The organism is Acinetobacter sp. YH12255 (assembly GCF_013417355.1).
GTDB classification, from domain to species: Bacteria; Pseudomonadota; Gammaproteobacteria; order Pseudomonadales; family Moraxellaceae; genus Acinetobacter; species Acinetobacter pseudolwoffii.
The window spans coordinates 36,497-50,364 of sequence record NZ_VPEC01000007.1; the positions used below are offsets into that span (position 1 = coordinate 36,497).

The 13,868-nt window shown below is 45.4% G+C and carries 13 protein-coding genes; 9 read left to right on the forward strand and 4 right to left on the reverse strand.

The features are described 5' to 3' along the window. Positions 1 to 61 precede the first annotated feature (61 nt). The 3 genes from aroE to hemF form a co-directional block, all read right to left on the reverse strand. Positions 62 to 850, reverse strand: coding sequence for a shikimate dehydrogenase (gene aroE / locus FTV30_RS04515; protein ID WP_005094203.1), 789 nt, complete (start codon positions 848 to 850; stop codon positions 62 to 64). Between the two features lie 98 nt (positions 851 to 948). Further along, positions 949 to 1,155 (reverse strand): hypothetical protein, encoded by a 207-nt coding sequence (locus FTV30_RS04520; RefSeq protein ID WP_005094202.1) that lies wholly within the window; start codon positions 1,153 to 1,155, stop codon positions 949 to 951. A gap of 134 nt (positions 1,156 to 1,289) precedes the next feature. Next, complete coding sequence (gene hemF / locus FTV30_RS04525; RefSeq protein WP_005094200.1) at positions 1,290 to 2,246, reverse strand: oxygen-dependent coproporphyrinogen oxidase; 957 nt, start codon at positions 2,244 to 2,246, stop codon at positions 1,290 to 1,292. 236 nt (positions 2,247 to 2,482) lie between these two features. On the opposite strand from hemF, the gene hemN reads away from it, so the two are divergent. Then, complete coding sequence (hemN, locus tag FTV30_RS04530) at positions 2,483 to 3,856, forward strand: oxygen-independent coproporphyrinogen III oxidase (protein WP_180001107.1); 1,374 nt, start codon at positions 2,483 to 2,485, stop codon at positions 3,854 to 3,856. Positions 3,857 to 4,006: 150 nt separating this feature from the next. On the opposite strand, the gene ribA is transcribed toward hemN, so the two are convergent. Beyond that, a complete protein-coding gene (gene ribA, locus FTV30_RS04535) occupies positions 4,007 to 4,609 on the reverse strand; it encodes a GTP cyclohydrolase II (RefSeq protein ID WP_005094196.1) in 603 nt (200 codons plus the stop codon). A gap of 309 nt (positions 4,610 to 4,918) precedes the next feature. Here ribA and dxs point away from each other — a divergent pair, with 309 nt between their 5' ends. From dxs to FTV30_RS04575, 8 genes are all read left to right on the forward strand, one after another. Beyond that, positions 4,919 to 6,829, forward strand: a complete 1,911-nt coding sequence (gene dxs / locus FTV30_RS04540; RefSeq protein ID WP_074383592.1) for a 1-deoxy-D-xylulose-5-phosphate synthase — start codon at positions 4,919 to 4,921, stop codon at positions 6,827 to 6,829. A 114-nt stretch (positions 6,830 to 6,943) separates the two neighbouring features. Then, positions 6,944 to 7,774: an inositol monophosphatase family protein gene (locus FTV30_RS04545; RefSeq protein WP_034608351.1), complete on the forward strand. Its 831-nt coding sequence runs from the start codon at positions 6,944 to 6,946 to the stop codon at positions 7,772 to 7,774. A 551-nt stretch (positions 7,775 to 8,325) separates the two neighbouring features. Further along, positions 8,326 to 10,203, forward strand: a complete 1,878-nt coding sequence (locus FTV30_RS04550; RefSeq protein WP_005168750.1) for a DEAD/DEAH box helicase — start codon at positions 8,326 to 8,328, stop codon at positions 10,201 to 10,203. Positions 10,204 to 10,607: 404 nt separating this feature from the next. Next, on the forward strand, positions 10,608 to 11,426 hold the full coding sequence (locus FTV30_RS04555; protein ID WP_180001108.1) for an ABC transporter ATP-binding protein: 819 nt from the start codon (positions 10,608 to 10,610) through the stop codon (positions 11,424 to 11,426). Beyond that, positions 11,423 to 12,202, forward strand: coding sequence for a lipid asymmetry maintenance ABC transporter permease subunit MlaE (gene mlaE / locus FTV30_RS04560; RefSeq protein WP_180001109.1), 780 nt, complete (start codon positions 11,423 to 11,425; stop codon positions 12,200 to 12,202). Before FTV30_RS04555 ends, mlaE begins: the two co-directional genes overlap by 4 nt. Beyond that, positions 12,202 to 12,879, forward strand: coding sequence for an outer membrane lipid asymmetry maintenance protein MlaD (locus FTV30_RS04565; RefSeq protein WP_005094188.1), 678 nt, complete (start codon positions 12,202 to 12,204; stop codon positions 12,877 to 12,879). Before mlaE ends, FTV30_RS04565 begins: the two co-directional genes overlap by 1 nt. An 18-nt stretch (positions 12,880 to 12,897) precedes the next feature. Further along, positions 12,898 to 13,530 (forward strand): phospholipid-binding protein MlaC, encoded by a 633-nt coding sequence (locus FTV30_RS04570; protein WP_005094187.1) that lies wholly within the window; start codon positions 12,898 to 12,900, stop codon positions 13,528 to 13,530. Between the two features lie 15 nt (positions 13,531 to 13,545). Continuing rightward, positions 13,546 to 13,836, forward strand: a complete 291-nt coding sequence (locus tag FTV30_RS04575; protein ID WP_005168745.1) for an STAS domain-containing protein — start codon at positions 13,546 to 13,548, stop codon at positions 13,834 to 13,836. The last annotated feature ends 32 nt before the right edge of the window (positions 13,837 to 13,868 follow it).

The window sequence follows — 13,868 nt, forward strand, 5'->3', positions numbered from 1 at the left end:
AGTTAAGATCAATTCGGATTGTTGTTACAACCCGAATTCTCTGGTCAAAATAACTGGATATTTATAGAAAATCTTTTAAATCTGGTTTGATGCCATTCCAGATAGAAAAAGATTCCAGTGCCTGACCGACCAGCATGCCAAAGCCTTCAGATGTTGGCACAGCACGTGCTTTGGCCTGATCAAGGAAGGAGGAAGGCTTGCCATAGGCCATTTCATAGGCATAGTTAAACTGTAAGGCTTCTGGAAGCAGCAAAGCATCACCGCTGAGACTGGCTGAAGTGGCATTGATCACCAGATCAAACTCACCTGCAAGATGTTCTAGTGAAATAGCCTGTAATTCGAGCTGCGCTACAGCATCCTGCAGATCCGCAACCAGTTGTTCAGCGCGTGCCAAGGTGCGATTGGCAATCACAATTTTTTTTGCGCCTGCCTGGGCGAGAGGATAGATCACGCCACGGGTTGCGCCGCCTGCACCGATAATCAGGATGTTGGTATTTTCCAGCGGCCAGTTGAGTGCACGAATCGCATCGACCAGACCTTGACCATCAGTATTATCGCCATGCAAAATACCATTTTTCATCCACAGGGTATTCACTGCCTTGGCAATTTTGGCTCGCTCACTGAGCACCTGACACTGGGCAAAAGCCTGCTCTTTAAACGGCACGGTGACATTCATCCCGATTCCGCCATGGGCAAAAAACTCCTGAATATTGGCCTCAAAGCCATCCAGTGGAGCCAGACGTTTGCTGTAATTTAGATCAATTCCGGTTTTTGCTGCAAAAGCATGATGCAATTCTGGAGAGCGTGACTGTTCAATCGGATTACCAATCACGGCAAATTGTTTGCTCATTTCACAATGTCCATGTGCTGAAATGAGCATCAATATACGTGAAAAAGCGCAGGGACTAAAGCCTGCGCTGTTTTAAATAAGGGGGCTGGAAGTGCGGTTTAGGAACTGCAGATGTCCATAATATGTTCTGCAAATACCAGCGCCATACTAAGCACAGCTCCGACCACAGTCAGGATACTCACCAGAATAGCCGCGCCATCCAGAAGCAGATTATGACTCAAAACGGCGGTACTCATCGCACTGATGGCGAGAGCCAGAAAAAGCCAAAAGGCAAAAACAGGAAGATTTAATTGAAGATGATGCATTGTTATTCTCACTAGACATCTAATAGATTGTGATCGATGTAGCGATAGGATGCCGCGACCAAATCAGGGATTACTCTGCAGCAGTATAGAGGAATAATGGATTAAAACAGCCCTCTATTTGAGGGCTGTTTGTATCATTTCATTGCAGTTGATTTTAATTCTGTGAGCCAGTCATGGGGTTTCAGATAGTAATCGGTCAAACGCTTTTCCGGCGAGCCTTCATCCCATTCAGGACGATAGGACCAGCCGGTCAGCGGAGGCAAGCTCACCAAGATTGATTCAATTCGGCCGCCGGTCTGCAAACCAAATAGCGTACCGCGGTCATAAACCAGATTGTATTCGACATAACGGCCACGACGATACAACTGGAACTCGCGTTGTGCTTCGGTATAAGGCTTATCCTGATTACGCTGGAAAATCGGCAGAATCGCCTCTAGATAACCATTGCCTACGGCCTGTATATACTGGAAACAGGTATCAAAATCCCACTGATTCAGATCATCAAAGAATAACCCGCCGACACCACGCTGTTCATCACGATGTTTTAAATAGAAATAATCATCACACCATTGTTTATGTTCAGGATAAATCTCTTCACCAAATGGCGCACACAGATCATGCGCCGTCTGATGCCACGAAAGGACATCTTCATCATTTGGATAGAACGGCGTCAGGTCGAAACCGCCACCAAACCACCAGATTGGATCTTGCCCTTCTTTTTCTGCAACGAATAAACGTACGTTGGCATGTGAGGTTGGTACATTCGGATTTTTCGGATGGATGACCAGCGATACACCCATCGCTTGCGCCTTGGCACCGGCAATATTGGGATGGCGTTCAGTGGCTGAAGCGGGCAGTTTGGAAATATTGATATGGGAGAACATCACCCCGCCTTTCTCAATCACGGTACCATTTTGCAAGACACGCGAACGGCCACCACCACCTTCAGGACGTTCCCAGTCATCAATGATAAATTCGGCCGTACCGCCGCCAGCACGCTCCTGTTGTTCCAGTGCTGCACAAATCCGTGCCTGCAAGTCGAGGAGAAATTCACGAACGCGTTGAATATCCGCAGATGTAGGATGCTGCATCAGAGCCTCGTAGGGAAATAAAAAACTAGCTACATCAAAGCATAAAATCAGTCAAAGATTAAGGTCTATTTAGCAATGTAGTGGATTGAACCAGGCTTTAAATTTGAGTATTGATGGACAGAATGGGGTATTAAATCCGACCAAATGGCTAGGTTGAATTCTTTTTTCAAGCTCCGCACAATAACTTGCAAGCGCTCATGGGTTTGAGCATTTCTCGATGGTAATAGGTGGGTGTCATGTCGGTACAGGTCAATTCCCTGATTCAAAAATATAATGTTCCCGGTCCCCGCTATACCAGTTATCCGACCGTTCCATATTGGGAAGAGCAGAATTTCTCACTGGAACAATGGAAGCAAACGCTGAAAAAATCCTTTACTGAATCCAATCAAAGTGAAGGCATCAGCCTGTATATCCATCTGCCATTTTGCGAAAGCCTGTGCACTTTTTGCGGGTGTCATAAGCGAGTCACGAAAAAACATGAAATGGAACAGCCCTATATTCAGGCAGTGCTGAAAGAATGGGATTTGTATTGTGAGTTGCTGAAAGATAAGCCAATGATTAAAGAAATTCATTTGGGCGGGGGAACACCGACTTTCTTTTCTGTTGAGCATTTGACTCAACTGATTCAAGGTATTTTGGCCAAAGCAGACATAGCGCCTGTGCATGAATTCAGTTTTGAAGGGCATCCGAACAATACCACGCGTGAGCATTTGCAAGGCTTGTATGATCTGGGCTTTCGCCGGGTCAGTTATGGGGTGCAGGATTATAATGAAACCGTGCAAAAAGCCATTCACCGGATTCAGCCCTATGAACATGTCAAACAGGTAACCGAATGGGCGCGTGAAATTGGCTATGAGTCGATTTCGCATGACTTGGTGTTTGGCCTGCCTTTTCAGCATCTGGACGATGTCTTAAATACCATTGAGCAAACCAATTCACTTCTGCCGGATCGTTTGGCTTTATATAGCTATGCACATGTGCCCTGGATTAAAGGCAATGGCCAGCGCGGTTTTAAAGATGCCGATGTACCCAAAGATGCGATCAAACGTGAATGTTATGAAGCGGCTAAAAAGAAACTGCTGGCGCATGGTTATCATGAAATTGGCATGGATCATTTTGCTTTAGATACAGATGGCATGTACCAGTCCTTTCAAGCTGGAACATTACACCGCAATTTTATGGGATATACCGCCTCTAAAACTCAAGTGATGATCGGTTTAGGCATTTCTTCGATCAGTGATAGCTGGTACAGCTTTGCCCAAAATGTGAAAACCATTGAAGAATATTATGCGTGTTTAGCTCGCAATGAAATTCCGGTATTTAAAGGACATGTCTTAAATCAGGAAGATTTGATTGTTCGTCAGCATATTCTGAATTTGATGTGCAGCTTTAGTACCTCATGGGAAAAACCCGAGCTATTTTTCCCTGAAATTGATCAGGTCTTGGTGCAGCTTGAAGAAATGGCACAGGATGGTTTGATTCAAATGACAGACTCATCAGTCACGATTTTGGAGAAAGGGAAACCATTTGTACGTAATATTTGTATGGCTTTTGATTTACGTTTAAAGCGACGCATGCCCGAGAACCGGATTTTTTCGATGACGATTTAATACTTAATCCACCCCAGCCCTCCTTTAAGAAAGGAGGGAGTTTTCTCCTCTTTTTGAAAGAAGGAAAAGCCTCCCTGAGCAAGACTTAAGCATTGTTTTAAGTCGAAGCGCAAGAAAGGGAGGTTTGGAGGGATTTATTAAGGGGAGGATTTAAAAATCATCCTTCTGATAAAGATGCGCCATACGTTCATGTTTGGTTTTGAGATATTGCTCATTAAACGGATTTAAGCCGACGGTGAGGGGCACCCGATCGACCACATTAATCCCTTGGGCTTTTAAAGCTTCAATTTTTAAAGGATTGTTGGTCACCAGACGTACCGCTTTGACCTGCAAATGATCCAGCATAATGCTGCACATGTCATATTGACGTGCATCAGCCGGCAGGTTCAGCATTAAATTGGCATCGACCGTATCATGTCCCTGATCTTGCAGGGCATAGGCACGAATCTTGTTGGTCAGGCCAATACCGCGTCCTTCCTGACGCAAATACAGAATCGCCCCGCGACCTAACTCATTGATCAGCTTTAAAGTCGCCTGCAATTGCGGGCCACAGTCACATTTCAGTGAAGCAAAGGCATCACCGGTTAAACATTCAGAATGTACACGAACCACGACTGGCTCGTCAGAAACTTCTTCAAGTCCTTTAGATAGCGCGACATGTTCTTCGCCAGTCTTAGGGTCTTGAAATACAGTAATTTTAAATTCACCGTGAGCGGTAGGTAATCTTGACGTTGCGACAAATTCGATTGGCACAGCTGAACCCGTTAAATCCTGAAAGTGGCTAAAGTATAGCGTAATGATTGAACATTGGTAGAATTGCAAAGTCGAAATTCTGTATTAGATTTTCTTTTTTGTAGAAAGCAGACGATAATAGTTGATAAATAGTAAGATTATTCAGGATAATCGTAGCCTGCGATTTTTTCACCCCGATGAGATCATTGTTTAATATTGCATCGCTAGAAGCGTAGCTGAATTGAAGCTGCTACAATTCAGCTATATGATCGGGTACTCCCCATTGACCTAGCTTTAGATTTGCCAGGCTTTAGAAGGCTTTGCCATAATATGCTGTATACAGAAATCCCTACTCAACGCCCTGTAACACCGTTGCTGGATACGATCAATCATCCTGAGCAACTACGTTTACTCGAGCAAAGCCAGCTAGCGCAAGTGGCAGATGAGTTACGTCAATTCATTTTGTATGCTGCCGGGCAAAGTGGTGGACATTTTGGTGCCAACCTCGGTGTTATTGAACTTACGGTGGCTCTGCACTATTGCTTCAATACTCCACATGACCGTCTGATCTGGGATGTGGGGCATCAGGCCTATCCGCATAAGGCATTGACCGGCCGTCGTGAACAGCTCACTACTATCCGAGCCAAAGATGGTCTGGCAGCCTTTCCAGCACGTGAAGAATCTGAATTTGATACCTTTGGGGTAGGGCATTCTTCGACGGCAATTTCTGCTGGTCTGGGCATGGCCTTGGCACGTCGCTACCAGAACAAGCCATGTGAAGTGGTATCGATTATTGGCGATGGCGCCATGACGGCGGGTATGGCCTTTGAAGCCTTGAACGATGCCGTTGCGCACAATGCCGATCTGATGGTGGTGCTGAACGACAATGACATGTCGATTTCTTGCAGTACTGGCGGTTTTGCCAAGCATCTGGCGGCGATCTGGGAGCGCGGTGAATTCGTTAATATTACCGAGGAAGGTGAAGCTTACGTACAGCCGCATCCGGAGTGGCTGTATAACTCACGCTTGCACTGTGCCGCGACTGATGCCGCAGATAACCTGTTTAAAGCCATCGGCTTTGACTATTTCGGCCCTTATGACGGTCATGATGTCAAACAACTGGTGCATGTATTTAAAGCGCTGAAAAAGCGTACAGGCCCACGTCTGATTCATATCTATACTAAAAAGGGCAAGGGCTTTGCGCCGGCCGAATCGGATCAAATCAAATATCACGCGATTAGCAAGCTTAATGCCATTACCGCTGCCAAGACTGCACCGAAATATTCGGATGTATTTGGGCAGTGGCTCTGCGATGAAGCAGCACAGGACTCGCGCTTGCTCGCGATTACACCGGCCATGTGCGAAGGCTCAGGTATGGTGCAGTTTGCCAAAGAATATCCGGAACGTTTTTTCGATGTCGCGATTGCAGAGCAGCATGCCGTGACGCTGGCTGCGGGCATGGCCTGTGAAGGCTTAAAGCCGGTCGTGGCAATTTATTCGACCTTCCTGCAACGTGGTTATGACCAGCTGGTACACGATGTGGCCTTACAAAATCTGGATGTGACCTTCGGTATTGATCGTGCTGGTCTGGTCGGTGAAGATGGCCCGACCCATGCCGGTGCCTATGACTATGCCTATATGCGGACGATCCCGAATATCGTGATCATGGCACCAAAAGACGAAAATGAATGTCGTCAAATGCTGCATACCGCTTATTTATATCCCGGGCCGGCAGCTGTGCGTTATCCACGTGGTAATGGCTTAGGGGTGGATATCCAGCAAAAGATGCTTGAAATTCCAATCGGTCAGGCGGAAATTGTCGCCAGCTTTAATGCGCAGTGTGACGAATATATTTCTGTGCTGGCTTTTGGCAGCCGGGTACAGGCCGCAGTCGACGCCGCTGAAGCCTTTGCAGTGAAACATGAGATTGGTGTGCGTGTTGTGAACATGCGTTTTATCAAACCTCTTGATACGCAAATGCTGGATGATCTGGCATCAAGCACCAGTCTGTTTGTGACAGTAGAAGAACATGCCGTGATGGGCGGTGCGGGTAGTGCTGTGAATGAATATCTGGCAGAAGCACAGATTGTGAAACCGCTGCTGAATCTTGGTTTAGACGACACGTTTATGGCTCAGGCCACGCATGCACAAATGTTGCAGCAGGCTGGATTGGATGCGCAAGGTATTGAAAAATCAATGAATCAAGCCTGGTCAGCCTTGGGGCAAAGCGTTTTGTCATAAGTTCTTAAAAATTTTAGACACATTTTCTCCAAAAAAGCCCTGATATTTGCTAAGATATCGGGGCTTTTATGCATTATTCTTTATCAGTTTCTTTAAATTTGTAGTGGGTGTTCAATGGAACCTATGGTGGTGATGGCTGCGCGTGCGGCTCAGTTAGTTGGTCAAGAGCTTTTAAAAGCGCATCAGAATCGTCATAAACTCGATCTACAAGTCGAAGAAAAAGGAATTGATGGTCCAGTAACGCGTGTAGATCGTTATTTGGAGCAGTTGACCATCGATACCCTACGTAAAAGCTATAAAAATCACAGTTTCCTTGGTGAAGAGTTTGGCTATCAGGAAGGTAATGGTCACGACGCCGATTGGTGTTGGGTGATCGATCCACTGGATGGTACTTTAAACTTCATTAACGGTTTCCCGCATTTCTGTATCTCTATCGCAGTTCAGCACAAAGGCATTACTCAACACGGGGTGATTTATGACCCGGTGAAAGATGAGCTATTCTCTGCCAGTCGTGGTCGTGGTGCCATGATGAACCAGCGTCGTATTCGTGTGAATGTCAAAGACAGCCTGGAAAATACCTTTATGGCTGTTGGTCACGCTTACCGTGCTAAACGTAATGGCGAAGTTGTATCTTATGCCAAGAACCATTTTCAAAGTTTGTTAAACGTGACTGAAGCTGGCGCGCAATATCGTCGTTCAGGTTCTGCGGCATTGGATTTAGCCTATGTTGCTGCAGGCCGTTTTGATGCTTACTTCGAACTTGGTTTAAAACCTTGGGATATCGCAGCGGGCGAATTGATCGTGAAAGAAGCAGGCGGTACTGTAGTTGATGCACGTGGTGGTAGCGACTCTATGGAAAATGGTCAAGTTTTGGCTTGTTCAATGAAAATGCTTAAACCTTTAATGCAAGCAGTTGTTCCTGCTTGGGGTGAGGCAGCAAAATAATCGGGTTTAGATGAATTATATCTAATTTTCAAAAAAGGCATCCTTCGGGATGCCTTTTTTGCAGCAGTGAAATAGTTAACAGGGAGGAAAAGCCTGTTTTTTAACGCACATGAATACGGGAACTATCAAGTGAATTGGCAAAAATTGCCTTTTTATACCAGTCGTTACATTTTATATTCATATTTAAGTCTATGAAATTCATATATAAATCACAAATAAAGCAAATTTATTTGAAAACTTAATGACATTGTTGATTATTCTGCTATAATCTTGCCACGCACTTAATTTTCCGTTCTTTACCTGAACACTATCTTCTAATCATTGTATGCGCGTTCTGTCCATAGAGAGGACATATCCTTCGCGCCCCAATCGCTTAAGCGATTCCTTCAGGTTTGCGGCCGTAATCATATACGTGCGTTATATCCACATCGTCGTTATTCGGATCGCTGCTGAATCCTAACTTTTTCAGCTCTATTTGCTGTGCCGCTTTTTGCCGATGTCCATATTGTAATTTATTTAATGGAGCACCCACTTCAGGGTGAACACTCTCTATGAGCAAAACTTTTGCTGATTTTTCCCTCGACGAATCTCTAACCCAGGCTCTCGATGCTTTAGGCTTTACTACTCCAACTCCTGTACAAGAACAAGCGATTCCAGCTGCACTTGAAGGTAAAGACCTTCTTGTGTCAAGCCAAACAGGTTCTGGTAAAACTGCTGCTTTCTTGCTTCCTACCTTAAATGCGTTGGCAAGCCAAGATACATTAGTACCATTTAAAGACCGTATGAAAGCGGTTACTCAACCGAATATTCTGGTGATTTCACCGACTCGTGAATTGGCACAACAGGTATGTCAAGACGCAATTGCATTTGTACGTCACATGAAAGGTGTTCGTATTGCTGCAATCATGGGCGGTATGCCTTTCGGTAAGCAAATTCAACAGTTAAAAGGCGCGCAAGTTGTTGTTGCAACTCCAGGCCGTCTACTTGACTTGGTGAATCGCCGTCAAATCAAACTTGATAAAGTTGATGCGTTAATCGTCGATGAAGCTGACCGTATGCTTGACCTAGGTTTCTCTGAAGACTTGGAAGCAATTGGTGAGTTGGCTGCAAACCGTAAACAAACTCTAATGTTCTCTGCGACGTTTGCACCACGTATCATTACACTTGCAGAACGCATGATGAATGATCCACTGCGTATTTCGATTGAAACTGGTCACTCTACAAATACTGACATTACTCAGACTTTGCATTGGACTGACGGTTTCGAGCACAAGAAAAAACTGCTTACTCACTGGTTGAACGAAGAAGACGTTGATCAAGCAGTTGTATTTGCGTCAACTCAAGAAGACACAGATATGTTGGCTGAAGAACTTGCTGAAGCAGGCCTATCAGTTGTAGCGCTGCATGGTGCTATGCCACAAACTGTTCGTAACCGTCGTTTACGCAGCATCCGTGAAGGTCGTGCGAAGATCTTGGTTGCAACTGACGTTGCTGCTCGTGGTCTTGACGTACCAACCATTTCACACGTAATTAACTTCGGTCTTCCAATGAAGAACGAAGACTATGTACACCGTATTGGTCGTACAGGTCGTGCCGGTCGTACTGGTAAAGCCATTACACTTGCAACTTACCGTGAGCGTGGCAAAATCCGTGCTTTGGAAGACTTCCTTGATGCGCGTTTAAACGTATCTGAAATCGAAGGTCTTGAGCCATCTCCACCTCCTGCACGTGGTAGCCGTGATGGCGCTGGTCGTGGTCGTGGTCGTGATGGCGGCGGTCGTCGTGATGGCGGTCGTGGTGGTTTTGGCGGTGGTCGTCGTTTTGAAGGCGAAAGCAACTTCAAACGTCGTGAAGGCGGTGATGATCGTCCACGTCGTAGCTTCGATGACAAACCACGTGGCGAACGTCCGGCATTTGGCGAAGATCGTCCACGTCGTGACTTCGGTGATCGTCCAGCGCCACGTCGTGAAGGCGGTTTCGGTGATCGTCCACAACGTTCGTTTGATGACCGTCCAAAGCGTGACTTTGGTGACCGTCCAGCGCCACGTCGTGAAGGTGGTTTTGGCGACCGTCCACAACGTTCGTTTGATGACCGTCCAAAGCGTGACTTCGGTGATCGTCCAGCTCCGCGTCGTGAAGGTGGTTTTGGTGACCGTCCTCGCTCTAATGATGACAACCGTGGCAACCGTGTAGATTACAAGCCAGCTCGTGAAGGCGGTTATGGTGATCGTCCAAAACGTGATTTTGGTGATCGTCCTGCTCCACGTCGTGAAGGTGGTTTCGGTGATCGTCCAGCGCGTTCATTCGGTGATGACCGTCCAAAACGTGATTTCGGTGATCGTCCAGTACGTCGCAACTTTGATGACAAACCACGTGGTGAACGTTCGTTCGGTGGTGAAGATCGTCCACGTCGTAAATTTAACGACTAATAGAGTCGCTAGATGAAGATAAAAAACCGGTAGAAATACCGGTTTTTTATGCATTGAGTTTTTTGCTTTTTAACGTAAAATGTCTACTAATTCATATTTTGTCAGGGTTATGATAATTATTAATATGAAAAGTTTAGCCGCTCGATCTCAATTGATAAAGGTGCATATGCCATATATCGCATTGACTTTGATTTTATGTAATATTATCTATTATTTATACAGTGTTTTTAATTAATCAATCTAGTCATTTTAAGCCTAAGTACATATTTTTATTATAAAAAACACGAAATAATCAATTATTGTCATCTTTTTATGATATTCACCCACCTTTTTCAACTGCTAACATTTTGAACTTCGTTCCTTTATAGTATGCATGCTGAAAAAATGTAGGAATAAACTCAGCTATGAAAAATCAAACAGCGCGAGATGCTCAGTCTTTGATTGAAGTCAAGAATTTGAGCTTCAAACGAGGCGAGCGCGTGATTTATGACGACGTGAGTTTAAATATTCGTCGTGGGCAGATTACCGCCATTATGGGGCCATCCGGAACTGGTAAAACTACCTTATTAAGATTGATCGGTGGGCAGCTGACGCCTGAGCATGGTCAGGTCTTATTGGATGGCAAAGATATTGCCTCGATGTCACGTTCCGAACTTTTTTCAGCACGTGCACGGATGGGTATGCTATTTCAGAGCGGTGCTTTGTTTACCGATATGAGCGTGTATGAAAATGTCGCGTTTCCAATTCGGGCCCATACCAAACTGCCAGAACATCTAATTAAGGAAATCGTGGCATTGAAACTGGAATCCGTCGGCTTGCGCGGTGCAGAGCAAATGATGCCATCGGAACTGTCTGGTGGTATGAACCGACGTGTGGCTTTGGCCCGGGCGATTGCGCTGGACCCTGAACTGATCATGTACGATGAACCCTTTGCCGGACAAGATCCGATTGTGATGGGGGTATTGACTCGCCTGATCCGTTCATTGCGTGAAGCACTAGATCTGACCACGATTATTGTCTCGCATGATGTGACAGAAACCTTATCCATTGCTGATTACATTTATATTGTGGCAGAAGGCAAGATCCAGGGCGAGGGGACACCGGCAGAGCTAAAAGTGCATCCTTCAACTTTTGTGCAGCAATTCCTGACGGGTTCGGTGGAAGGTCCAGTCGATTATCAGTTTAGTCACCGGGCTTATTTAAGTGATGAGGTACGTTCATGAATGCAATTGCCGCATTAGGTAGACGCGTTATTGAACGTGTACAGGGGATTGGGGTCGCAACCCTGATGCTGTTGCAGATCTTATTTTCCATGCCGACCTGGCTTGGGCTAAGACTATTTATTTATCAGATGTATCGGGTCGGGGTATTGTCCCTGCTGATTATTGTGGTTTCTGGTCTGTTTATTGGTGCCGTGCTTGGCTTGCAGATGTTCAGTATTCTGTCGACCTTTGGCAGTGAATCCATGCTTGGTACAGCGGTGGCGTTGACCTTGCTGCGTGAATTAGCACCTGTGGTCGCGGCTTTGCTGTTTGCAGGACGTGCCGGTTCGGCTTTGACCGCAGAAATTGGTCTGATGAAAGCCACTGAACAATTGTCCAGTATGGAAATGATCGGGGTGGATCCCTTAAAACGGGTGATTTCGCCACGTCTCTGGGCGGGGATTTTCAGCTTGCCTATGCTTTCGGTGATCTTTGCCGCAGTCGGAATTATGGGTGGAAAAATGGTCGGTGTAGACTTTTTGGGGGCCGATGAAGGCGCTTATTGGAGCGGCATGGAAAGCAGCGTGCAATTCTATAAAGATGTCTTTAATGGCACTATTATTAAAAGTTTTGTATTCGCATTAATGTGTACCTGGATTGCGGTATATCAAGGCTATGCCTGTGTACCGACATCGGAAGGTATTGCAACTTCTACAACGCGTACAGTCGTCTATTCTTCACTGTGCGTTTTAGGCTTTGATTTTGTGTTGACTGCGGTCATGTTCGGAGGTGTTTAATGAAATCACGTACTAGTGAGCTGGCCGTTGGTGTTTTTGTTATTTTATTTGGTATTGCCTTATTCTTTTTAGCGATGCGTGTCAGTGGTCTGGTCGGCAGCAATATTTCCGACAGCTATAAAATGACGGCAACTTTTGAAAATGTGAATGGCATCAAGCCACGTGCCAAAGTCGCTTTAAGCGGGGTGAAAGTGGGACAGGTCGATGAGATTACCCTGGATCCTGTAACGCGTCTGGCAACCGTACATATGACTTTAGATGGCTCATTGACCTCGTTTAATGCTGAACAATTAAAGCAAGTTCAGGAGGAAGCTCTGGACGAGTTACGCTACAGCTCGGACTATGAAGCAGCGACACCTGCGCAACAAAAAGACATGGAAAAACAACTGTTAGCTAACATGAAATCCATCACCAATATTGATGAAGATGCTTATATTATGGTAGCGACCAATGGCTTATTGGGTGAAAAGTACCTGAAAATTATTCCAGGTGGTGGCCTGAGCTATTTGCAACGCGGCGATCAGATTGCCAATACCCAAGGCACTATGGAAATTGAAGATTTGGTGACGAAATTTATTACCGGTGGTGCTGGCAAATCGTCAGATAGTCAAGAAACTACATCGGAACAGACGACAGTTTCAGAAACAACAGATGCAGAACCTGCATTTGTTGAATAATAGATTGAGGAGAATTCAGTGAAGACTTTAGTAAAACAAACGCTTGCAGTAAGCATTCTTTCAACAATGGTTGCTGGTACAGTGTTTGCTGCACCGTCTGAAGCACCACCTGCTTTTATTAAAAAAGTAGCAGATGGTTTAATTGAGCGCCTCAAAGCTGACAATGCAAAACTGCAATCAAATCCAGCTTTGGTCAAAAGCATTGTGCGCCAGAATCTGGATCCGTATATTGATTCTCAATCTTTCACACGTATTGTGATGGGCACATATGCCACGAACCAATATAGTACGGCGGCACAGCGTGCGCAGTTTGAAAAGAATTTCCGTGAAACCTTAATTGAAAACTATGGTTCTGCCTTTGCCAAGTTCAGTAATCAGACTTATAGCGTGCGTCCTTACAAGGCCAGCAACAGCAAAAACCCTGTCGTGACCATCGACTTTAATAACAAGGGCGAGAAAATTCCAGTAGCATTCCAGCTGGTGGACAAGGGTTCACAATGGAAAATCCGCAACATCAACGTATCGGGTATTGACCTGGGTTTGCAGTTCCGTAACCAGTTTGCTGCGACGGTAAAACGTAATGGCGGTAATATTGATAAAGCAATTGCCAACTTTAAACCGGATGCAGAAGCTGCAATCGACAAGAAATAATCAAACAGGTGAGCCGTGATTACATTCAATGATCAGGAACTACAGGTTTCAGGCAAGATTGATTATGACAATGCACAGGACTATTACTTAAATGGTCTGCGTGTGATCCAGTCACAAAGCAAGTTTCCACTTGTGGTTAATCTGGCTGAGCTTGAAAGTGGCAGTACTTTGGCTTTGGCAGTGTTGGTGCGCTGGCTGCGCCAGACTCCTCAGGCTCAAGGGCTACAGTTTAAAGCTGTTCCTGCTAAAATGATGAATATCATTCAGGCCAGCCATTTGCAGGATGATTTAAACATCGTTCAGTAAAAGAAAAGCACCGAAAGGTGCTTTTTTATTGT